Source organism: Pseudomonas sp. HLG18 (genome assembly GCF_051903985.1).
Taxonomy (GTDB): domain Bacteria; phylum Pseudomonadota; class Gammaproteobacteria; order Pseudomonadales; family Pseudomonadaceae; genus Aquipseudomonas; species Aquipseudomonas fluorescens_BT.
Genome location: NZ_CP195831.1, coordinates 4,221,062 through 4,241,732, shown reverse-complemented (window position 1 = coordinate 4,241,732; position 20,671 = coordinate 4,221,062). Strand labels below are relative to the sequence as shown.

22 protein-coding genes are annotated in these 20,671 nt (G+C 60.4%); 17 read left to right on the top strand and 5 right to left on the bottom strand.

The features are described from left to right. Positions 1-104 precede the first annotated feature (104 nt). Positions 105-722, top strand: coding sequence for an FKBP-type peptidyl-prolyl cis-trans isomerase (locus ACSPX5_RS19510; protein WP_085689724.1), 618 nt, complete (start codon positions 105-107; stop codon positions 720-722). Between the two features lie 49 nt (positions 723-771). On the opposite strand, the gene ACSPX5_RS19505 is transcribed toward ACSPX5_RS19510, so the two are convergent. From ACSPX5_RS19505 to ACSPX5_RS19495, 3 genes are all read right to left on the bottom strand, one after another. Continuing rightward, positions 772-1,029, bottom strand: a complete 258-nt coding sequence (locus ACSPX5_RS19505; RefSeq protein ID WP_039771721.1) for a PA4570 family protein — start codon at positions 1,027-1,029, stop codon at positions 772-774. 207 nt (positions 1,030-1,236) lie between these two features. Next, entirely contained in the window at positions 1,237-1,578 is a 342-nt protein-coding gene (locus ACSPX5_RS19500) for a zinc ribbon domain-containing protein YjdM (protein WP_007950963.1), read from the bottom strand. A 125-nt stretch (positions 1,579-1,703) separates the two neighbouring features. Then, complete coding sequence (locus tag ACSPX5_RS19495; protein ID WP_439820104.1) at positions 1,704-2,672, bottom strand: polyprenyl synthetase family protein; 969 nt, start codon at positions 2,670-2,672, stop codon at positions 1,704-1,706. Between the two features lie 241 nt (positions 2,673-2,913). On the opposite strand from ACSPX5_RS19495, the gene rplU reads away from it, so the two are divergent. From rplU to ACSPX5_RS19470, 5 genes are all read left to right on the top strand, one after another. After that, on the top strand, positions 2,914-3,225 hold the full coding sequence (gene rplU / locus ACSPX5_RS19490) for a 50S ribosomal protein L21 (protein WP_003228361.1): 312 nt from the start codon (positions 2,914-2,916) through the stop codon (positions 3,223-3,225). 35 nt (positions 3,226-3,260) lie between these two features. Further along, positions 3,261-3,518, top strand: coding sequence for a 50S ribosomal protein L27 (gene rpmA / locus ACSPX5_RS19485; protein WP_003228360.1), 258 nt, complete (start codon positions 3,261-3,263; stop codon positions 3,516-3,518). Positions 3,519-3,711: 193 nt separating this feature from the next. Then, the gene (gene cgtA / locus ACSPX5_RS19480; protein ID WP_169431983.1) at positions 3,712-4,935 is read left to right on the top strand and encodes an Obg family GTPase CgtA; all 1,224 of its coding nucleotides are present in this window, start codon (positions 3,712-3,714) and stop codon (positions 4,933-4,935) included. A gap of 137 nt (positions 4,936-5,072) precedes the next feature. After that, positions 5,073-6,191 carry a glutamate 5-kinase gene (proB, locus tag ACSPX5_RS19475; RefSeq protein WP_085712194.1) on the top strand — a complete coding sequence of 373 codons (1,119 nt, stop codon included), beginning with the start codon at positions 5,073-5,075 and terminating at the stop codon, positions 6,189-6,191. A gap of 11 nt (positions 6,192-6,202) precedes the next feature. After that, entirely contained in the window at positions 6,203-6,667 is a 465-nt protein-coding gene (locus ACSPX5_RS19470; protein ID WP_169431982.1) for a CreA family protein, read from the top strand. Between the two features lie 116 nt (positions 6,668-6,783). Here ACSPX5_RS19470 and rpsT read toward each other — a convergent pair whose 3' ends face one another. Further along, entirely contained in the window at positions 6,784-7,056 is a 273-nt protein-coding gene (gene rpsT, locus ACSPX5_RS19465) for a 30S ribosomal protein S20 (protein WP_003228351.1), read from the bottom strand. 252 nt (positions 7,057-7,308) lie between these two features. Here rpsT and murJ point away from each other — a divergent pair, with 252 nt between their 5' ends. From murJ to ispH, 6 genes are all read left to right on the top strand, one after another. After that, complete coding sequence (murJ, locus tag ACSPX5_RS19460; protein WP_439820103.1) at positions 7,309-8,847, top strand: murein biosynthesis integral membrane protein MurJ; 1,539 nt, start codon at positions 7,309-7,311, stop codon at positions 8,845-8,847. Positions 8,848-8,976: 129 nt separating this feature from the next. Then, positions 8,977-9,915, top strand: coding sequence for a bifunctional riboflavin kinase/FAD synthetase (ribF, locus tag ACSPX5_RS19455; protein WP_007959537.1), 939 nt, complete (start codon positions 8,977-8,979; stop codon positions 9,913-9,915). A 13-nt stretch (positions 9,916-9,928) separates the two neighbouring features. Further along, the gene (gene ileS, locus ACSPX5_RS19450) at positions 9,929-12,760 is read left to right on the top strand and encodes an isoleucine--tRNA ligase (RefSeq protein WP_439820102.1); all 2,832 of its coding nucleotides are present in this window, start codon (positions 9,929-9,931) and stop codon (positions 12,758-12,760) included. Further along, on the top strand, positions 12,753-13,265 hold the full coding sequence (gene lspA, locus ACSPX5_RS19445; protein ID WP_085712189.1) for a signal peptidase II: 513 nt from the start codon (positions 12,753-12,755) through the stop codon (positions 13,263-13,265). The genes ileS and lspA overlap by 8 nt, the downstream gene beginning before the upstream one ends. Positions 13,266-13,272: 7 nt before the next feature. Next, positions 13,273-13,710: an FKBP-type peptidyl-prolyl cis-trans isomerase gene (gene fkpB, locus ACSPX5_RS19440; RefSeq protein WP_169432708.1), complete on the top strand. Its 438-nt coding sequence runs from the start codon at positions 13,273-13,275 to the stop codon at positions 13,708-13,710. A 155-nt stretch (positions 13,711-13,865) separates the two neighbouring features. Beyond that, positions 13,866-14,810 carry a 4-hydroxy-3-methylbut-2-enyl diphosphate reductase gene (gene ispH / locus ACSPX5_RS19435; RefSeq protein ID WP_169431979.1) on the top strand — a complete coding sequence of 315 codons (945 nt, stop codon included), beginning with the start codon at positions 13,866-13,868 and terminating at the stop codon, positions 14,808-14,810. On the opposite strand, the gene ACSPX5_RS19430 is transcribed toward ispH, so the two are convergent. After that, positions 14,782-15,336: a GspH/FimT family pseudopilin gene (locus ACSPX5_RS19430; protein WP_439820101.1), complete on the bottom strand. Its 555-nt coding sequence runs from the start codon at positions 15,334-15,336 to the stop codon at positions 14,782-14,784. The two genes, ispH and ACSPX5_RS19430, sit on opposite strands and share 29 nt — an antisense overlap. Positions 15,337-15,466: 130 nt before the next feature. On the opposite strand from ACSPX5_RS19430, the gene ACSPX5_RS19425 reads away from it, so the two are divergent. From ACSPX5_RS19425 to ACSPX5_RS19405, 5 genes are read left to right on the top strand one after another with little or no spacing between them, the layout of a single operon-like run. Continuing rightward, a complete protein-coding gene (locus tag ACSPX5_RS19425) occupies positions 15,467-15,940 on the top strand; it encodes a GspH/FimT family pseudopilin (RefSeq protein ID WP_439820100.1) in 474 nt (157 codons plus the stop codon). Further along, positions 15,937-16,386: a type IV pilus modification protein PilV gene (gene pilV / locus ACSPX5_RS19420; RefSeq protein WP_169431976.1), complete on the top strand. Its 450-nt coding sequence runs from the start codon at positions 15,937-15,939 to the stop codon at positions 16,384-16,386. Before ACSPX5_RS19425 ends, pilV begins: the two co-directional genes overlap by 4 nt. Further along, positions 16,383-17,096, top strand: coding sequence for a PilW family protein (locus tag ACSPX5_RS19415; RefSeq protein ID WP_169431975.1), 714 nt, complete (start codon positions 16,383-16,385; stop codon positions 17,094-17,096). Before pilV ends, ACSPX5_RS19415 begins: the two co-directional genes overlap by 4 nt. Positions 17,097-17,106: 10 nt before the next feature. Beyond that, positions 17,107-17,586, top strand: a complete 480-nt coding sequence (locus tag ACSPX5_RS19410; protein ID WP_207864762.1) for a pilus assembly PilX family protein — start codon at positions 17,107-17,109, stop codon at positions 17,584-17,586. Next, complete coding sequence (locus ACSPX5_RS19405) at positions 17,573-20,665, top strand: pilus assembly protein (RefSeq protein ID WP_439820099.1); 3,093 nt, start codon at positions 17,573-17,575, stop codon at positions 20,663-20,665. The genes ACSPX5_RS19410 and ACSPX5_RS19405 overlap by 14 nt, the downstream gene beginning before the upstream one ends. The last annotated feature ends 6 nt before the right edge of the window (positions 20,666-20,671 follow it).

Below are 20,671 nucleotides of genomic sequence, written 5' to 3'. Positions count from 1 at the left end.
GGAACATCTGTGCTAGTCTGCTCGCCCTTTTGGTTCCGGGCGCGCCGGGACGCGCTGTGCACGCACGGCATGTCCTGAGGCCGTCCGCACAGCGGAGCAGTGTCATGTCCGAAGTAAATCTGTCCACCGACGAAACCCGCGTCAGCTACGGTATCGGCCGTCAGCTGGGTGACCAGCTGCGCGACAACCCGCCACCGGGTGTCAGCCTGGACGCCATCCTGGCCGGTCTGACTGACGCATTCGCGGGCAAGCCAAGCCGCGTGGGTCAGGAAGAGCTGTCCGCCAGCTTCAAGGTGATCCGCGAGATCATGCAAGCCGAAGCCGCTGCCAAGGCCGAAGCCGCCGCTGGCGAAGGTCGTGCGTTCCTGGCTGAAAACGCCAAGAAAGACGGCATCACCACTCTGGCTTCCGGTCTGCAATTCGAAGTGCTGACTCAGGGCGAAGGCGCCAAGCCATCCCGTGAAGACACCGTGCGTACTCACTACCACGGCACGCTGATCGACGGCACTGTGTTCGACAGCTCCTACGAGCGTGGCCAGCCGGCAGAGTTCCCGGTCGGCGGCGTGATCGCCGGTTGGACCGAAGCCCTGCAACTGATGAATGCCGGCAGCAAATGGCGTCTGTACGTGCCGAGCGAACTGGCTTACGGTGCTCAAGGCGTTGGCAGCATCCCGCCGCACAGCGTTCTGGTGTTCGACGTCGAGCTGCTCGACGTTCTGTAATCCCGTTACCCTGCACAAGCGTGGCTTGTGCAGGGTTCCTCCGCCGTTCTCATACTTCGATCTTGTGATGCAGTTCACTGGTCGGGCGCAAGGCCCGGGCATAGCAGAACAGGAACAGATTGCGCACCAGCTCCTTGAGCACCAACGGTTCGCTGGAACTCAGGCCGCTGACGTCCAGATCCCCTTGATCCTGCAACTCGTGCAGGGCCTCTTCTTCCAGTACCGCGCAGACTTCGCCGGTTTCCCGATGCAGGATCCTGAGGTACGGGTGCGGGCGATCCAGCCAGGCGTCGATCAAATAAGTCATGGTTCTCATCTCCATTGAAAGGGTTTCAATGAGAATAATTCTTATTCGTCAAATAGCAAGCGCCTATTGGCGGTTCGTGATTTTTTATGGGTAAAGATTGCGTAAGGTCAAAACGGCTGGCATTTGGCTATTGCCTGGTTTTGTGGGGCATAGCTGGAGAGGGTGAAGCTCCATCCCACGACGGGCGCGGGATGGAAGACAGCAGGTTCAGACTTTTCTGACGAACTCGGATTTGAGTTTCATCGGGCCGATACCGTCGATCTTGCAGTCGATGTCGTGGTCGCCGTCGCACAGGCGGATGTTCTTGACCTTGGTGCCGACCTTGACCACCAGCGAGGTGCCCTTGACCTTCAGGTCCTTGATCACCGTGATGGTGTCGCCGTCCTGCAGGACGTTGCCGACCGAATCTTTCTTCACGGCATCATCGGACGCGACTTCGGCTTCACCGCCGGCAGACCACTCGTGGGCGCACTCCGGGCACACCAGTTGGGTGCCGTCTTCGTAGGTGTATTCGGAATTGCATTTCGGGCAGGGTGGCAACGTGCTCACTAAGGCTCCTTGGAGAGAGGATCGTTAAAAGTCGCACATTGTATAGGGTTTTAATCCCTGATGGCAGGCAACAAAAAACCGCAGGCTCCGACGGAGGCTGCGGTTTCTTGATTGCGCGGCGTTGATCAGTGCGTGCGGGCGACCGCGAACTCGCTCAGTTCAACCAGTGCATCGCGGTATTCGCTGGCCGGCAACACTTCGAGGCACTTGATCGCACGGGCCACGTAGTCGCGAGCCAGTTGTGCGGTGTATTCGAGCGAACCGGATGCTTCCACGGCAATGCGGATGCTTTCCAGGTCTTCGATCCCGCCTTTCTGGATCGCCTGACGTACCAGTGCAGCTTGCTCTGGCGTGCCTTTGCGCATGGTGTAGATCAGCGGCAGGGTCGGCTTGCCTTCGGCCAGATCGTCACCGACGTTCTTGCCCAGGGTTTCGGCGTCGCCCTTGTAGTCGAGCAGGTCGTCGACCAGCTGAAACGCCACGCCCAGGTGATCGCCGAAGGTGCGCAGGGCTTCGCTCTGCTCGGTGGTCGCACCGGCCAGCGCTGCGGCGCTGTGGGTCGAAGCCTCGAACAGCATCGCGGTCTTGCCGCGGATGACTTCCATGTAGGTTTCTTCGGTGGTGCTCGCGTCGCGAACCTTGGACAGCTGCAGTACTTCGCCTTCGGCGATGATGCGCGTGGCCTGGGACAGGATCTTCATCACCGGCATCGAACCCAGTTCGACCATCATTTCGAACGAGCGCGAGTACAGGAAATCGCCGACCAGCACGCTCGGGGCATTGCCCCACATGGCGTTGGCGGTCGAACGGCCACGGCGCATGCCGGACATGTCGACCACGTCGTCATGCAGCAAGGTGGCGGTGTGCAGGAATTCGATGGTGGCGGCCAGCAGACGCATGTCGTCGCCTTCGCGACCCAGGGCTTTGCCACACAGCAGCACCAATAAAGGGCGCAGGCGTTTGCCGCCGGCCGACGTGATGTAATCGCCGATTTTCGATACCAGCGGCACTCGGGAAGTCAGCTGCTTCTTGATGATGCCGTCGACGGCGCTAAAATCGTCCGCCACCGCGCGGTAGAAAGCTTGGGGTTGCATCAGCGACAGGTGCTCCAGAAGGGTTGCGCGGCATGCTAGGACCCACGTCCGGGCCTGTCAAGGCGCGATGGACGGCCCCTTGCATGACTTCGAAGGCTTGCGTACAATCGCGCACCCTGAACTTCCTGGGCAGCACCTGCCTTACGCAATTGCACTTGGGCCGTTCCAGCCCCATGCAGCCATGCCAGCCAATACCTCTTCTTATAAAGAGCTGGGTGAGCAGGATTATCGGAGAAATACCATGTACGCAGTAATCGTTACCGGCGGTAAGCAATACAAGGTCGCTGAAGGTGAATACCTGAAGATCGAAAAACTGGAAGTCGCTACTGGCGAATCCGTGACTTTTGACCGCGTTCTGTTGGTCGCCAATGGCGACGACGTGAACATCGGCGCACCTGTTGTTGCTGGCGCAACCGTCAAGGCTGAAGTGATCTCCCAAGGTCGTCACGATAAAGTCCGCATCATCAAGTTCCGTCGCCGTAAGCACCACATGAAGCGTATGGGCCACCGCCAGTGGTTCACCGAGATCAAAATCACCGGTATTCAGGCTTAATTACAGCCTAATTCCTCACTAGGAGAATTGAACTCATGGCACACAAAAAAGCTGGTGGTAGTACCCGTAACGGTCGCGACTCAGAAGCCAAACGCCTTGGCGTGAAGATGTATGGCGGCCAGGTCATCAAGGCCGGCAACATCATCGTGCGTCAGCGCGGCACCCAATTCCACGCTGGTTACGGCGTTGGCATGGGTAAGGATCACACCCTCTTCGCGAAAATCGAAGGCGTGATCAAGTTTGAAGTAAAAGGCGCCTTCGGTCGTCGTTACGTGAGCGTTGTCGCAGCCTAACTGCGAGAGTGCTGGAGAAGCCCTGTCTTGCGACGGGGCTTTTTCGTTTGTGGGGTGAGTCTCTTGCAAAGCTGTTTGTATGGGCTGCCGGCGTGCGATGCAGGTCGTGGATTGGGGTCGCTGCGCTCATTTTTGCAAGAGTCTTATGTCTTGATTGTTTTTCGGCTCGTCCGTACGGCGAGAGGCGTTGGTTATGAAGTTTGTTGATGAAGTATCGATCCGCGTAAAGGCTGGCGACGGCGGCAATGGCTGCATGAGTTTCCGTCGGGAAAAATTCATTGAAAACGGCGGCCCGAACGGGGGTGACGGCGGCGACGGCGGTTCCATCTACATGATGGCCGACGAAAACCTCAACACCCTGGTGGACTACCGTTACACCCGGCACTTCGATGCCGAGCGTGGCTCCAACGGCGGCAGCACCGACTGCACCGGCAAGAAGGGTGAGGATCTGATCCTGCGTGTGCCGGTTGGCACCACCATCATCGACTCTGCTACCCAGGAAGTCATCGGCGACCTGACCAAGTCCGGTCAGAAACTGATGGTGGTGCAGGGCGGCTGGCACGGTCTGGGCAATACCCGTTTCAAATCCAGTACCAACCGTGCGCCGCGCCAGACCACGCCGGGCAAGCCGGGCGAGCAGCGTGACCTGAAACTGGAGATGAAGGTTCTGGCTGACGTCGGTCTGCTGGGTCTGCCGAACGCCGGTAAAAGTACCTTTATCCGTTCCGTGTCGGCCGCCAAGCCGAAAGTCGCCGATTACCCGTTCACCACGCTGGTGCCGAACCTGGGTGTGGTCAGCGTCGACCGCTGGAAAAGCTTCGTCATCGCCGACATTCCGGGTCTGATCGAAGGTGCTTCCGACGGCGCCGGTCTCGGTATCCGTTTCCTCAAGCACTTGGCGCGTACCCGTCTGCTGCTGCACCTCGTGGACATGGCGCCGCTGGACGAAAGCAGTGCGCCTGACGCCGCTGAAGTGATCGTCAACGAACTGATCAAGTTCAGCCCCTCCCTGGCGGAGCGTGACCGCTGGCTGGTGCTGAACAAGTGCGACCAGATCCTTGAAGAAGAGCACGAAGAGCGCGTCAAGGAAATTGTCGATCGTCTGCAATGGGAAGGTCCGGTCTACGTGATCTCGGCCATCGCCAAAGAAGGCACCGAGCGCCTGACGCGCGACATCATGCGCTACCTGGAAGATCGTGCCGATCGCCTGGCCAATGACCCGGCCTACAAGGAAGAGCTGGCCGATCTCGATCAGCGCATCGAAGACGAGGCCCGTGCCCAGTTGCAGGCGCTGGATGACAAGCGTGCCCTGCGTCGCAGTGGCGTGAAGTCGGTCCACGACATCGGTGACGATGACTGGGACGAAGAAGATGTGGATGACGAAGACGGTCCGGAAATCATTTACGTGCGTGACTGATTCGTTGAAGTAAACTTAAGCGCCGCTCAATCGAGCGGCGTTTTGGTATCTGGAAATCGATTGTTGGTCACGAGTAACCACGAATAACGTCACGGGCAGCGCTGGGTCGCGCTGTCCTCAAGCTAAGGTTGAAGATGATGCGGAGCAAGGTGACAGGTGCGCAGCGTTGGGTCGTGAAGATCGGCAGCGCTTTGCTGACAGCGGATGGCAAGGGCCTTGATCGCAAGGCGATGGGCGTCTGGGTCGAGCAGATGGTGGCTTTGCATGAGGCTGGCGTCGAGTTGGTGCTGGTGTCCTCCGGGGCGGTGGCGGCCGGCATGAGCCGTTTGGGCTGGACCGCACGACCCAGTGCGATGCACGAACTCCAGGCTGCTGCGGCAATCGGTCAGATGGGGTTGGTGCAGGCCTGGGAGTCGAGCTTTGCCGAGCATGGCCGGCACACGGCGCAAATTCTTCTGACCCACGACGATCTGTCCGACCGCAAGCGCTACCTGAATGCCCGCAGCACCTTGCGTGCACTGGTCGAGCTGAAAGTCATCCCGGTGATCAACGAAAACGACACCGTGGTCACCGATGAAATCCGTTTCGGCGACAACGACACGCTCGCTGCGTTGGTGGCCAATCTGGTCGAGGCTGATCTGCTGGTGATCCTGACGGATCGCGACGGCATGTTCGACGCTGATCCGCGCAACAATCCCGACGCGCAGTTGATTTACGAAGCGCGTGCCGATGATCCGACTTTGGATGCGGTGGCGGGCGGAACCGGCGGTGCGCTGGGGCGTGGCGGCATGCAGACCAAGCTGCGCGCGGCGCGGCTGGCGGCGCGTTCCGGAGCGCACACCATCATTGTGGGTGGGCGTCTGGAGCGAGTGCTTGATCGTCTGAAGGCGGGCGAGCGAATCGGTACGCTGCTGTCGCCAGAGCGCGGCATGCTGGCGGCGCGCAAGCAATGGCTGGCCGGTCATCTGCAAACCCGCGGCACGCTGGTGCTGGATGACGGTGCGGTTTCTGCGTTGTCGGAAGGTCACAAGAGTCTGCTGCCGGTTGGCGTCAAACTGGTTCAGGGCAGTTTCCGTCGAGGTGAGATGGTGGTTTGCGTGGCGCCGGACGGTCGTGAAATCGCCCGTGGCCTGGCCAACTACAGCGCGCTGGAAGCACAAAAAATCATCGGTCAGTCGTCGGATGCGATTGTCGGTTTGCTGGGTTACATGGCTGAGCCGGAGCTGGTTCACCGTGACAACCTGATTCTGGTCTGAGGAAAAGCGCAATGCGCATGGCAAAAGGATTGTTGGGTCTGTTGATGGCGTTGCCATTGCTGGCCTCGGCCGAGGAAATCGGCCAGGTATCGACGGTGTTCAAGTTTGTCGGGCCGAACGACCGGATCGTGGTCGAGGCGTTCGATGATCCAAAGGTCGAGGGGGTGACCTGCTACCTGTCACGCGCCAAGACGGGTGGCGTGAAGGGTGGCTTGGGTCTGGCCGAGGATCGCGCCGAGGCGTCCATTGCCTGTCGTCAGGTGGGGCCCATCAGCTTCAAGGGTGAGCTGAAGGATGGCGAAGAGGTGTTCAAGGAGCGCACTTCGCTGGTGTTCAAAACCATGCAGGTCGTGCGTTTCCTCGACAAGAAGCGCAATACGCTGGTGTATCTGGTCTACAGCGATCGCCTGATCGAGGGCAGTCCGCAGAATGCGGTGACGGCGATACCGATTCTGCCATGGGCATCGGCTCATTGATTGAGCGCAAAAAAAAACGAGGAGCGTGTTGGCTCCTCTTTTTTTGCATTGTTTTTTGCCAAATCGCAGGCAATAAAAAACCGACCCTGAGGTCGGTTTTTTAATGACTACGTCGCTTAGGCAGCTTCTTTCAGTGCCTTGACGTGGCCATTCAGGCGGCTCTTATGACGAGCAGCCTTGTTCTTGTGGATGATGCCTTTATCGGCCATACGGTCGATAACTGGCACAGCCAGAACGTATGCAGCTTGAGCTTTTTCAGCGTCTTTTGCGTCGATGGCTTTAACTACATTCTTGATGTAGGTACGAACCATGGAACGCAGGCTGGCGTTGTGGCTGCGACGCTTCTCAGCCTGTTTTGCACGTTTTTTGGCGGAAGGTGAGTTGGCCACCGTCGAGCTCCTCGAAAGACTTTTTAGGAAATAGCAAACAAAATAGGCCGCGAATCATGCCGATGAAGAGATGTCTTGTCAAGGGCGCTTGAGACGTTCCGCTAAGTGGTAGGTATAAAGAGGCGGGATATTTATTTCCGGCGCTTGACCTGTAAACTCGCGAGCTTTGGCTCTGTGCTGTTGCGGCGCGGAGTATCGCACAAGTAGGCGCATTGTTCGCCTGCTGTTTATCGACAGGCACAAATTCCTTCAATGAATCTGCTCAAATCGTTGGCCGCCGTCAGCTCTATCACGATGCTTTCCCGGATTCTCGGGTTTGTTCGCGACACGCTCATTGCCCGCACCTTCGGCGCCGGAATGGCGACCGACGCCTTCTTTATCGCCTTCAAACTGCCCAATCTGCTGCGCAGGATCTTCGCCGAGGGGGCATTTTCCCAGGCTTTTGTGCCGATCCTGGCCGAATATAAAAGCCAGAAGGGCGAAGAGGCGACCCGCACCTTTATTGCCTACGTTTCCGGCCTGCTGACCCTGGTACTGGCGCTGGTCACCGCGTTGGGCATGATCGCCGCGCCCTGGGTGATCTGGGCCACGGCCCCCGGTTTTACCGATACGCCGGAAAAATTCCAGCTGACCTCCGACCTGCTGCGAGTGACCTTCCCTTATATATTGCTGATCTCCCTGTCTTCGCTGGCGGGGGCGATCCTCAATACCTGGAACCGCTTCTCGGTGCCGGCGTTCGTGCCGACCCTGCTCAACGTCAGCATGATCGTGTTTGCGCTGTTCCTGACGCCGTACTTCGATCCACCGGTCATGGCCCTCGGCTGGGCCGTGCTGGTCGGTGGTCTGGCGCAGTTGCTGTATCAACTGCCACACCTGAAAAAGATCGGCATGCTGGTGCTGCCACGCCTGAATCTGCGCGATACCGGCGTATGGCGGGTGATGAAGCAGATGTTGCCGGCGATCATCGGCGTCTCGGTCAGCCAGATTTCCCTGATCATCAACACCATCTTCGCCTCGTTCCTGGTGGCGGGCTCGGTGTCGTGGATGTATTACGCCGACCGCCTGATGGAATTGCCGTCCGGCGTGCTGGGGGTGGCACTGGGCACGATCCTGTTGCCGACCTTGGCCAAGACCTACGCCAGCAAGGACCGTCATGAATACTCGCGGATTCTCGACTGGGGCCTGCGGCTGTGCTTCGTGCTGGTGCTGCCGTGCGCGCTGGCGCTGGGGATACTGGCGGAGCCGTTGACGGTTTCGCTGTTCCAGTACGGCCAGTTCAGCGGGTTTGATGCGGAGATGACTCAGCGGGCGTTGATTGCCTACTCTGTCGGCTTGCTCGGGATTATCGTGATCAAAGTGCTGGCGCCAGGCTTTTATGCGCAACAGAACATCCGTACGCCGGTAAAAATCGCAATCTTCACCCTGGTGGTTACTCAGCTGTTCAACCTGGTGTTGATCGGTCCGCTGGCCCACGCCGGTCTGGCCCTGGCAATCAGTGCCGGTGCGTGCCTGAACGCAGGCCTGTTGTTCTATCAGCTGCGCAAACAGCAGATGTATCAACCGCAGCCGGGCTGGCTGAAATTCGGTTTGAAACTGTTGCTCGCGGTGGCGGTGATGTCGGCGGTGCTGGTGATCGGCATGCATTTCATGCCCGCGTGGGATCAGGGCCACATGCTGGAGCGCTTCCTGCGTCTGGGGGGGCTGGTCGTTGCCGGCGTGGTCGCTTATTTCGGCATGTTGCTGTTGCTCGGTTTCCGCCTGCGTGACTTCAATCGCAAGGCGTTGAGCTGAGGTTTCCTCCCTTAAAGCGGGGGGCGAGCCGGCAGTTTTGTCGGCTCGATCACTTTGGGTTACGGTGTTGCCTGTCGTCGGCCGTCGGGTGTGGTTATAATCGGCCACTTTATGAGCAAGAAGCGCGTTATGCAGCTGGTTCGAGGCCTTCACAACTTGCGCCCCCAGCATCGGGGCTGCGTCGCCACTATTGGCAACTTTGACGGTGTTCACCGTGGTCACCAGGCTATCCTGGCCCGACTGCGTGAGCGTGCGCTCGAGTTGGGCGTACCCAGCTGCGTGGTGATTTTCGAGCCGCAGCCACGGGAGTTCTTTGCTCCGGAGACCGCACCGGCGCGTCTGGCCCGATTGCGCGACAAGCTGCAGCTGCTGGCCGCCGAAGGGGTCGACCGGGTCTTGTGCCTGGCGTTCAACCAGCGTCTGAGCAAGCTCAGCGCCAGCGAGTTCGTCGATACCATCCTCGTTGATGGCCTTGGCGTGCAGCATCTGGAAGTCGGCGACGATTTTCGCTTCGGTTGCGACCGTCTCGGCGATTTCGATTTTCTGTTGCAGGCCGGACAGGTTCACGGTTTTACCGTCGAAGCTGCGCAAACCGTCGAGCTGGACGGCATTCGCGTCAGCAGCACTCAGGTGCGCAACGCGTTGGCCGCCGCCGATTTTGCCCTGGCCGAGCGTCTGCTTGGCCGCCCGTACCGGATTGCCGGTCGTGTGTTGCATGGCCAGAAACTGGCCCGCCAGTTGGGTACGCCCACGGCGAACATTCAGCTCAAGCGCCGTCGCGTGCCGTTCACCGGTGTTTACCTGGTCGACGTCGACATCGACGGCAAGACCTGGCCCGGCGTCGCCAATATCGGCGTGCGGCCCACGGTGCAAGGTGATGGCAAGGCCCACCTTGAAGTACATCTTTTGGATTTTGCCGGCGATCTGTATGACCGGCGTTTGACGGTGGTTTTCCACCAGAAGCTGCGTGAAGAGCAGCGTTTCGCCTCCCTGGAGGCATTGAAAACGGCGATCAGCGCGGATGTCGCCGCCGCCCGTGCACTAGCCGCACCTAGCGCCCATCGCTAATGAAGAGCCTTAAATGACCGACTATAAAGCCACGCTAAACCTTCCGGACACCGCCTTCCCAATGAAGGCCGGCCTGCCACAGCGCGAACCGCAGATCCTGCAGCGCTGGGACAGTATTGGCCTGTACGGAAAGTTGCGCGAGATTGGCAAGGATCGTCCGAAGTTCGTCCTGCACGACGGCCCTCCGTACGCCAACGGTACGATCCACATCGGTCACGCACTGAACAAGATTCTCAAGGACATGATCATCCGCTCGAAGACCCTGTCGGGCTTCGACGCGCCGTATGTCCCGGGCTGGGATTGCCACGGCCTGCCGATCGAGCACAAGGTTGAAGTGACCCACGGCAAGAACCTGGGCGCGGACAAGACCCGCGAGCTGTGCCGTGCCTACGCCACCGAGCAGATCGAAGGTCAGAAGACCGAATTCATCCGTCTCGGCGTGCTGGGCGACTTCGCCAATCCGTACAAGACCATGGACTTCAAGAACGAGGCCGGTGAAATCCGCGCCCTCGCCGAAATCGTCAAGGGCGGTTTCGTGTTCAAGGGCCTGAAACCGGTGAACTGGTGTTTCGATTGCGGTTCGGCCCTGGCCGAAGCGGAAGTCGAGTACGAGAACAAGAAGTCCTCGACCATCGACGTCGCGTTCCCGATCGCCGACGAAGCCAAACTGGCTGCCGCGTTCGGTCTGCCGTCGCTGGGCAAACCTGCCTCGATCGTGATCTGGACCACCACCCCGTGGACCATCCCGGCCAACCAGGCGCTTAACGTTCACCCGGAATTCACCTACGCCCTGGTCGACATCGGCGACAAGCTGTTGGTGCTGGCTGAAGAGTTGGTCGAATCGTGCCTGACCCGTTACGGCGTCGAAGGCACCGTGCTGGCCACCGCGCCGGGTTCGGCGCTGGAACTGATCAATTTCCGTCACCCGTTCTACGACCGTCTGTCGCCGGTGTACCTGGCCGACTACGTGGAACTGGGCGCCGGCACCGGTGTGGTTCACTCCGCCCCGGCCTACGGTGTGGACGACTTCGTGACCTGCAAGAAATACGGCATGGTCAACGACGACATCCTCAACCCGGTACAAAGCAACGGCGTCTATGTGCCGTCGCTGGAGTTCTTCGGCGGCCAGTTCATCTGGAAGGCCAACCCGGCCATTGTCGAAAAACTGACCGAAGTCGGTGCGCTGCTGCACACCACCGTCATCGAACACAGCTACATGCATTGCTGGCGTCACAAGACCCCGCTGATCTACCGCGCTACCGCGCAATGGTTCATCGGCATGGACAAGGAGCCGGTGTCCGGTGACACCCTGCGTCAGCGCTCGCTCAAAGCCATCGAAGACACCAGGTTCGTTCCGGCCTGGGGCCAGGCGCGCCTGCACTCGATGATCGCCAACCGTCCGGACTGGTGCATCTCCCGTCAGCGCAACTGGGGTGTGCCGATCCCGTTCTTCCTGAACAAGGAAAGCGGCGAGTTGCACCCTCGCACCGTCGAGCTGATGGAAGAAGTCGCCAAGCGCGTCGAAGTCGAAGGTATCGAGGCCTGGTTCAAACTCGACGCTGCCGAACTGCTTGGCGATGAAGCGCCGCAGTACGACAAGATCAGCGACACCCTCGACGTCTGGTTCGACTCGGGCACCACGCACTGGCACGTCCTGCGCGGTTCGCACCCGATGGGCCACGAGACCGGTCCGCGTGCCGACCTGTACCTGGAAGGTTCGGACCAGCACCGTGGCTGGTTCCACTCGTCCCTGCTGACCGGCTGCGCCATCGACAATCACGCGCCGTACCGCGAGCTGCTGACCCACGGCTTCACCGTGGACGAGTCCGGCCGCAAGATGTCCAAGTCCCTGGGCAACGTGATCGCGCCGCAGAAAGTCAACGACACCTTGGGCGCCGACATCATGCGTCTGTGGGTTGCCTCGACCGACTACTCCGGCGAAATGGCCGTGTCCGAGCAGATCCTGCAGCGCAGCGCGGACGCCTATCGTCGTATCCGTAACACCGCGCGTTTCCTGCTTTCCAACCTGACCGGCTTCAATCCGGCCACCGACCTGCTGCCGGCCGAAGACATGCTGGCACTGGATCGCTGGGCGGTGGATCGCACCCTGCTGCTGCAACGCGAGCTGCAAGAGCACTACGGCGAATACCGTTTCTGGAACGTCTACTCGAAGATCCACAACTTCTGCGTGCAGGAGCTGGGTGGTTTCTACCTCGACATCATCAAGGACCGCCAGTACACCACCGGCGCCGACAGCAAGGCCCGTCGTTCGTGCCAGACCGCGCTGTTCCACATCTCCGAAGCGCTGGTGCGCTGGATCGCGCCGATCCTGGCGTTCACCGCCGACGAGCTGTGGCAATACCTGCCGGGCGAGCGCAACGAATCGGTGATGCTCAACACCTGGTACGAAGGCCTGACCGAGTTGCCGGAAGGCTTCGAGCTGGGTCGCGAGTACTGGGATCGCATCATGGAAGTGAAGGTGGCGGTCAACAAGGAGATGGAAATCCAGCGCGCGGCCAAGGCCGTCGGTGGCAACCTGCAAGCCGAAGTGACGCTGTACGCCGAAGATGCCCTGAGCGCCGACCTGGCCAAACTCAGCAACGAGCTGCGCTTTGTACTGATCACTTCGACTGCCAGCGTTGCGCCGTTCGTACAGGCTCCGGCCGAAGCTGTGGCCACCGAAGTCAGCGGCCTGAAGCTGAAGGTCGTCAAGTCGGCCTTCCCGAAATGCGCCCGTTGCTGGCACTGCCGTGAAGACGTCGGCGTGAACCCGGAGCATCCGGAGATCTGCGGCCGTTGCGTGGACAACATCGATGGCGCTGGCGAGGTTCGTCACTATGCCTAATGCCGTTGGCCGTTTCGGACGGCTGAGCTGGCTCTGGTTGAGCTTGCTGGTTCTGGTCATCGACCAGGCCAGCAAGTTCTACTTCGAAGGCAAGCTCGAGATGTACCAGCAGATCGTGATCATTCCCGATTACTTCAGCTGGACCCTGGCTTACAACACCGGCGCGGCGTTCAGCTTCCTGGCCGACAGCTCCGGCTGGCAGCGCTGGCTGTTCGCCCTGATCGCGGTGGTGGTCAGTGCGGTGCTGGTGGTCTGGCTCAAACGCCTGGGCCGCAACGAAACCTGGCTGGCCATCGCGCTGGCGCTGGTGTTGGGCGGCGCGCTGGGCAATCTGTATGACCGCATTGCTCTGGGCCATGTGATCGACTTCATTCTGGTGCACTGGCAGAACCGCTGGTACTTCCCGGCGTTCAACTTCGCCGACAGCGCCATCACCGTTGGTGCGGTGATGCTGGCACTGGACATGTTCAAAAGTAAAAAAACCGGAGAAGCCGTTCATGACTGAACAGGTATTGGCTGAGCAACGCATCGGCCAGAACACGGAAGTCACCTTGCACTTTGCATTGCGCCTGGAGAACGGCGACACGGTCGACAGCACCTTCGACAAGGCCCCGGCGACCTTCAAGGTCGGCGATGGCAACCTGCTGCCGGGTTTCGAGGCGGCGCTGTTCGGCTTCAAGGCCGGAGACAAGCGCACGCTGACCGTCGAGCCGGAAAACGCGTTCGGCCAGCCGAACCCGCAAAACGTGCAGGTCATGCCGCGCTCGCAGTTTGCGGACATGGAACTGTCGCCGGGTCTGCTGGTGATCTTCAACGATGCGGCCAATACTGAGCTGCCGGGTGTGGTGAAAGAGTTCGACGATGCGCAAGTGACCGTCGACTTCAACCACCCGCTGGCCGGCAAGACGCTGACCTTTGACGTGGAAATCTTCTCCGTCAAAGCCGTCTGAGTAACACAGCAGAACCCCTGTGGGAGCGGGCTTGCTCGCGAATGCTGACTGACATTCAACATAAAAGTTGTCTGGCACACCGCTTTCGCGAGCAAGCCTGCTTCCGCTGGGATTGCAATGATCTATTTTCTTGCGCGCAAGACACGAGGCATAGCATGCAAATCAAACTCGCCAACCCCCGTGGCTTCTGCGCCGGCGTGGACCGGGCGATCGAAATCGTCAACCGCGCCCTGGAAGTGTTCGGGCCGCCGATCTACGTGCGTCATGAAGTGGTGCACAACAAGTTTGTCGTCGAGGACCTGCGCAGTCGTGGCGCGATCTTCGTCGAGGAGCTGGATCAGGTACCGGACGATGTCATCGTGATCTTCAGTGCCCATGGCGTCTCGCAAGCCGTGCGTACCGAAGCCGCCGGCCGTGGCCTGAAAGTGTTCGATGCCACCTGTCCGCTGGTGACCAAGGTGCACATCGAAGTCGCCAAATACAGCCGCGACGGTCGTGAATGCATCCTGATCGGCCACGCCGGTCACCCGGAAGTCGAAGGCACCATGGGCCAGTACGACGCCAGCAACGGCGGCGCGATCTACCTCGTCGAAGACGAGAAGGATGTTGCCGAGCTGCAGGTACGCGACCCGGAAAAACTGGCCTTCGTCACCCAGACCACGCTGTCGATGGACGACACCAGCCGGGTCATCGACGCCTTGCGCACGCGTTTCCCAGCCATCGGTGGGCCGCGCAAGGACGACATCTGCTACGCCACGCAGAACCGTCAGGACGCGGTCAAGCAACTGGCCGACGAATGCGACGTGGTGTTGGTGGTCGGCAGCCCGAACAGCTCCAACTCCAACCGTCTGCGTGAGCTGGCCGAACGCATGGCCACCCCGGCCTACCTGATCGATGGCGCCGAAGACCTGCAGAAGAGCTGGTTCGATGGTGTCGAGCGTATCGGCATCACCGCCGGCGCCTCTGCACCGGAAGTATTGGTGCGCGGCGTGATCCAGCAGTTGCAGGCCTGGGGTGCCACCGGTGCCGACGAGTTGGCCGGACGTGAAGAGAACATCACGTTCTCGATGCCTAAAGAGCTGCGCGTACGCTCGATCTGACCGCTTTATCCTTTCGACACAGCGCCTGTTCAGCCTTTTCGCTGGCCAGGCGCACGCGACCGGTCGCCGCCAGCACCAGTTGAAGCTGGCTGACCGGCTCGCGGGTCGAACAGATGTGTAGTTTTCCTGCCTGAAATGCCCGCCCGGGCATCAGCGGTTGCCCCAGACTGCTGAACCGTATGTACCGACTGACGAACCAGTTGCCGACAATGGGTATTCGCCCGTCACTGGCGTGCTCGACCAGCAGCGGATTGCTGCGGTCTTGCGCACCCTTGCCACTGACATCCAGAATGATCCGCCAGCCCCGGCTCCAGTCCCCGTCGATGCCATGAATCACCACGCTCTGATTGCGCGTGATCGCCTGAGTGCGGGCATTGCGGATCCCGCTGATCAGCGACTCTGCCGCCTGCTGTCGATGGTTTGACTCCTTCAGTGTGGCGAGCGCCGGACTGACCAGCGACAGAACAATTGCGCCGATCGCCAGTCCCATGAGCAGTTCGACCAGACTGAATCCCTGTTGCGGCATGAGCAGTTCCTCCTTGATGCAGGGTGTTCGACGCGATCCGTGCGCCGGGCAGGGCAAATCAACCGACGTAACCCGGTCGAATGTTCTAGGTTTACTGGGCAGGTATAGCCGACGGCAACGGAGGGCATCGATGGATCATCGTACAAAAGGTTTCACGCTGATCGAGGTGTTGGTGGCGGTCGCATTGGTTGTGATCCTGATCACGATGGCCGTCCCGGCGTTTACCCGATCGATCCAGGGCAGCAAGGCCGACACCGAAGTCGGCGACCTGCAACGGGCCCTCAATTACGCAAGGCTCGAGGCGATCAACCGGGGCATCACCACTCGCTTGCGGCCGAGCGCCGGCGGCGGCGTCTGGACCGGCGAGCTGTCGGTCTACGACAGTACTGGCACTCCGGCCAATGTATTGCGGGTTGTTCCTGCGATGAGCAGCGGCGCGACTCTGACGCTAACCTCAGGAGTGACCGCGCTGGATTTCAACAATCTGGGAGGGCTGGCAGCACCGTCCACGGCGGTGGTGTTCAGTTATACGCTGGGAACGCAAAGCAGGACGCTGAACGTGTGTCTGAACGGACGAATTCAATCGGGTGGAAGCTGCGGATGAGGGCAGGGAGCAAGCACGCACAGGAGGGCATGACGCTGATCGAAGTGCTGGTCGCGTTGTTGATTCTGACGGTCGGGTTACTGGGGGCTGCGGCGGTTCAGCTCAATGCGCTGAAATACACCGACAGCTCGCGGATGACCAGTCAGGCCAGTTTCATCGCCTACGACATGATGGACCGGATCCGCGCCAACTCGGGCGCCGACTACACCGTCACACCACCGACCACGGGCAATCTGAGTGTCGCCCGGGATCAGGATCTCTACGATTTCACCACCAATATCGTCAATTTCGGCGGACCGACCGCCACCGGCAGCATCACCCTCAATCAACGCGTGTACACCATCACCATCACCTGGAGTGACGCACGCGCCGCCAATACGAGCAGTGCAACCCGCAGCTTTGTCCTGACCAGCCGCGCTGCGGTCGACCCGGTGGCCACGCCATGAAGCGCCATAATCTGGGCTTCGGCCTGATCGAAATGCTGGTCGCGCTGGCGCTGGGGCTGATCGTGGTGCTCGGCGTGGTGCAGATCTTCCTGGCGGCGAAAAACACCTACGTCAGCCAGAACAGCGCCGCCGCCATGCAGGAAGACGCGCGGTTCGTGCTGAGCAAGATGATCCAGGAACTGCGCATGGTGGGCATGTTCGGCTGTCTGGGCACGATTACCGATTCCAGCTCGGCGGGGGATTTCACGGCGGCTCAGATCATGCCGATCAGCTGGGACAACGCCAATCTCAAGCTGACCCTGGTCACCGCCGATGTGGGCAGCGCGGGTGGGACGCCGACCTGGACCGTGGTCTCCGATTGCCGCAACAGCGCCATTGCTTATACCGGCGCACGGACAGCAGCGACGGGGCAGATCGCGTTCCCGATCCGTCGTCTGATCTACAGCTTCAGCAACAACCAGATTCTGATGGGCACCGGCAGCGGAAATCCGGCCCAGCAGGTGCTGGTGAACAACGTCAGTGCGTTTTCCGTGATGTTCGGTCTGGCGAGTTCCGCGACCGATGTCGCGGCGTCCACCTACAGCGCCAATCCCGGTGATCCGGCGCGGATCCGCAGCGTGCGCCTGAGTCTGACCCTCACTGACCCGAACAATCGGGTCAGCAATCAAACCTTCAACGTGGTTGCCGCCTTGCGCAACCGCTTGCAGTGAGGGGCGAGCGATGAACGTTTCTCTCCATCGGCGACGGTACCAGGGCGGTATGGTGTTGCTGGTCAGTCTGGTGTTTCTGCTGCTCCTCACGGTGATCGGCCTGTCATCAATGCAAAGCGCCAACCTGCAGGAAAAAATGGCCGGCAGTGTGAGTCTGCGCAATCAATCGTTCCAGACGGCCGAGGCGGCGCTGCGCATTGGTGAAAGTGCCGTGCAACTGGACAGTTATTCGCTGGCGGTGTGTGCCAACACCACGCAATGCGCGCCGCCGGCGGAGTCATCGGTGGTCAGTTCAGCGGGGCTCAATTCCACGTCGGGTGTCACCTGGATTGCCGCCGGCAGCGGCTTCTACGGGGTGCAGAACATCGGCACGACCCTGACGGCGGTGAACGTGCCGAGCAACACCTCGGCGACGTTGTACCGGGTCACGGCAGTCGGCATCGTCGGCAGCTCACGCAGTGTGGTGGAGAGCGTTTATGCGAAGTATTGAGCGACGCTCAAGGTGGCGAGCCTGCCTGGCGGGGCTTTTGACGGGCTTGTATGTGGCGACGCCGGCATATGCGTTCACGCCGTCCGAATCGCCGCTGTTGAGCGCGGCCGCAGTACCGCCCAACGTCATGCTGTTGATCGACGACTCAGGGAGTATGAACAGCATCATTTATGCGGCGGGGTTCGATCCGGCCGAGGATCGCACGCCGGCACGGCAGTGCAACGCGGTCATCGGCCTGTGCCTGAGCTCGACCGCCATCACCGGCGATACGATCTTTCTCTCGAGCCTGCCGACTTCCGGCTGCTCCGGCGGTGCCTATGCGTTCTACAACAACAGCCTGACACCGCTCTGTCTGAAGCTGCCGGATCCGGTGGGCAGCGGCAACACTCGCTATTCGGCGGATTACATTTCCTACGTGGTCGGACTGGCGATCAACAACGGCACACGCGATTTCACTACCGGAGCCATTCCCAACGATTACCGGATCAACGTGGCGCGCAACGTCTCTACCGCACTGGTCACCAGCAACCGCAACCTGCGCATGGGCCTCGCCACCTTCAACCCGGCCACCGGCAACAACCCCGGCAACGGTGGTTTCATTGCACGCTCCATCAGCGACTTGTCACCGGTCAGCGGCAGCGTGACCCAGGCCCAGGCCGACAACAACTACAACGCACTGATTTCCTCGATCAACGGCCTGAGCGCGGTGGCCAACACGCCACTGGCCGAGACCTATTACGAAATCACCCGCTACATGCGCGGGATGACGCCGTACTACAACAGCACCCCCAGCACCTACACCAGCCCGATCCAGTACCGCTGCCAGAAAAACTACGGGGTGGTCATCACCGACGGCCTGCCGACCTACGACCGCACCTTTCCGAACAACGACCCGCTGGGCGGCAGCCGCTTGCCGAACTGGGACGGCATCAACAATGACGGGAACAACCTGAACGGGGACGGGGAGGGCGATACGCTGTATCTGGACGATATCGCCAAGTTCGCCTTCGACATCGACATGCGTTTCAGCGGTACCGACGCGGCAGGCAAGAGCTGGAATGCGGTGGATTTTCCCAAGCAGTACATGAATACCTACACGGTAGGTTTTACCGCCTCCAACGACATGCTCTCGGACGCCGCCGATTACGGACAGGGCCGCTACTACCAGGCGACCGACAGCGCCGGCCTGAATGTCGCGCTGTCTTCGGCGTTGAGCGATATCACCTCCAAGGCTGGTTCCGGCGGTGCGGGTGTGACCAGCGGCACCACGCTGACCGCTGGCAGCAGTTTTTTTCAAACCACCTACGATCCCAAAGATTGGCGCGGCACGATCAAGTCCTTTGGCTTCACCTCGGCCGGGGCGGTCAATACGTCGGCCGTGCTGTGGACCACCGACACCGCCATCGTGCCCGGCGCCACTGCGCCGACCTACCAGTCGTGGAACACTCTGAACAATGCGGCGGTGACGCTGGCCTACGGTAATTTCTCTCCAACCCAGCAGACCGTTCTCAGTCAGGGTTTGCCCACCGGCATCAGCGGCTTAGACCTGGTCGAATGGAGCAAGGGCACCAACAAGGCCGGGCTCAAAGTGCGCAGCGTGTTGCTCGGGGACATCATCAACTCGCCGCTGGTGCTGGCTTCACCCACGGATAAAACCGCCTCCGATCTGGCTGGCGATACCACCTACAGCACCTACCTGACCACCAAGGCTTCGAACATGAATGCCAGCCTCGTGGTGAACGCCAATGACGGATTTGTCAGCGTCATCAACTCGGCTAACGGTACCCGGCGCTATGCCTACATGCCATCCAGCGTATTGGCCTCGCTGCGCCTGATTGCCGATCCGAACTACGTCAACGGCGTCAGCCACAAGTTTCTGGTGGACGGTCAACTGGGTGTATTCGATGCGCAATTCGGCACGGCGTGGAAAACCCTGGCCATTGGCGGGACGGGGGCCGGGGGCAAAACCTTCTACGGGCTCCAACTGTTCGATGCCTCGGCAGGCAACGTTATCCGTGCCTTGTGGGAAGTCAGCGCGCCGGCTACTGCCAGCACCTCCAACGCTTTTAATGATCTGGGTTACGCCTACGCCCGTCCGGAAGTGGCACGCTTGGCCGATGGTCGCTGGGCAGCGTTCATTGCCAACGGTTACGGCAGCAACTCCGGGGTGGCGGCGCTGTATGTGCTGGATGTGCGTGACGGCTCGCTGATCAGGAAAATCGTCATCGACAGTACGGAAACCACCAACGGTTTGTCCTCGGTGAAGCTGCGGGTCAATTCGCAGAACGTGGTGCAGGCCGCGTATGGCGGTGACTTGAAGGGGCGGCTGTGGAAGTTCGACCTGAGCGCCGCTTCGTCCGACAGCTGGGGCGTGGCGTTTTCCGGCAAGCCGCTGTTCACCACAGCCGGCGGGGCGACTCAGCCGATCACCGCGCAACCGTTGCTGGCGGACAATGCTCTGGGTGGCAAACAGATTTTCGTCGGCACCGGCAAATTCAACGAGACCGCCGACAAGACCAACAAGGACTTGCAGGCGTTTTATTCGGTCTGGGATGCCGATGGGGGTTCGGGTCAACTGACTGTCAGCAGTCTGCAGGCGCAAGCGATTACCGGATCCTTCTCCGGCAGCTCCGGGCAGTTCCTGACCACAACCCAGAATGACACGACCTATCCGGCGGAGAAGGGCTGGTACCTGCCGCTGGTATACAACAACGTGCTGACCGGCGAGCGGGTGATCAATCAGGCCAGCATCGTACTCGGGCGCATCGTGTTTACCACGGCCAGTGTCGACACCACTGATCCTTGTGCGAGTTTTGGCACCGGTAAACTGGTCGAACTCGATGCGTTCAGCGGTAAGATGCTCAACTACGCGGTGCTCGATACCAACGCCGATGGTGTCGTCGACAGCAGCGACACGATTTCCAGCGGAGTGATATTCACCGGCGGCATCCCGACCTTGAACGCCATCGTCAACGCCGGGAAGGGCAAGATCGAGACCGACTCCAGTGGCAACATCACCACCCTGGTGGAAAAGGGCGGCGGCGGCAGTCGTCGTATCATGTGGCGACAAATTCAGTAAGCGAGA

What these genes read in the sequence shown, in the direction of transcription:
- ACSPX5_RS19510 (WP_085689724.1), top strand. Translation starts at nt 105, where the DNA reads ATGTCCGAAGTAAATCTGTCCACCGACGAAACCCGCGTCAGCTACGGT.
- ACSPX5_RS19505 (WP_039771721.1), bottom strand. Translation starts at nt 1,029, where the DNA reads ATGACTTATTTGATCGACGCCTGGCTGGATCGCCCGCACCCGTACCTC.
- ACSPX5_RS19495 (WP_439820104.1), bottom strand. Translation starts at nt 2,672, where the DNA reads ATGCAACCCCAAGCTTTCTACCGCGCGGTGGCGGACGATTTTAGCGCC.
- rplU (WP_003228361.1), top strand. Translation starts at nt 2,914, where the DNA reads ATGTACGCAGTAATCGTTACCGGCGGTAAGCAATACAAGGTCGCTGAA.
- rpmA (WP_003228360.1), top strand. Translation starts at nt 3,261, where the DNA reads ATGGCACACAAAAAAGCTGGTGGTAGTACCCGTAACGGTCGCGACTCA.
- cgtA (WP_169431983.1), top strand. Translation starts at nt 3,712, where the DNA reads ATGAAGTTTGTTGATGAAGTATCGATCCGCGTAAAGGCTGGCGACGGC.
- proB (WP_085712194.1), top strand. Translation starts at nt 5,073, where the DNA reads ATGCGGAGCAAGGTGACAGGTGCGCAGCGTTGGGTCGTGAAGATCGGC.
- ACSPX5_RS19470 (WP_169431982.1), top strand. Translation starts at nt 6,203, where the DNA reads ATGCGCATGGCAAAAGGATTGTTGGGTCTGTTGATGGCGTTGCCATTG.
- murJ (WP_439820103.1), top strand. Translation starts at nt 7,309, where the DNA reads ATGAATCTGCTCAAATCGTTGGCCGCCGTCAGCTCTATCACGATGCTT.
- ribF (WP_007959537.1), top strand. Translation starts at nt 8,977, where the DNA reads ATGCAGCTGGTTCGAGGCCTTCACAACTTGCGCCCCCAGCATCGGGGC.
- ileS (WP_439820102.1), top strand. Translation starts at nt 9,929, where the DNA reads ATGACCGACTATAAAGCCACGCTAAACCTTCCGGACACCGCCTTCCCA.
- lspA (WP_085712189.1), top strand. Translation starts at nt 12,753, where the DNA reads ATGCCTAATGCCGTTGGCCGTTTCGGACGGCTGAGCTGGCTCTGGTTG.
- ispH (WP_169431979.1), top strand. Translation starts at nt 13,866, where the DNA reads ATGCAAATCAAACTCGCCAACCCCCGTGGCTTCTGCGCCGGCGTGGAC.
- ACSPX5_RS19430 (WP_439820101.1), bottom strand. Translation starts at nt 15,336, where the DNA reads ATGCCGCAACAGGGATTCAGTCTGGTCGAACTGCTCATGGGACTGGCG.
- ACSPX5_RS19425 (WP_439820100.1), top strand. Translation starts at nt 15,467, where the DNA reads ATGGATCATCGTACAAAAGGTTTCACGCTGATCGAGGTGTTGGTGGCG.
- pilV (WP_169431976.1), top strand. Translation starts at nt 15,937, where the DNA reads ATGAGGGCAGGGAGCAAGCACGCACAGGAGGGCATGACGCTGATCGAA.
- ACSPX5_RS19415 (WP_169431975.1), top strand. Translation starts at nt 16,383, where the DNA reads ATGAAGCGCCATAATCTGGGCTTCGGCCTGATCGAAATGCTGGTCGCG.
- ACSPX5_RS19410 (WP_207864762.1), top strand. Translation starts at nt 17,107, where the DNA reads ATGAACGTTTCTCTCCATCGGCGACGGTACCAGGGCGGTATGGTGTTG.
- ACSPX5_RS19405 (WP_439820099.1), top strand. Translation starts at nt 17,573, where the DNA reads ATGCGAAGTATTGAGCGACGCTCAAGGTGGCGAGCCTGCCTGGCGGGG.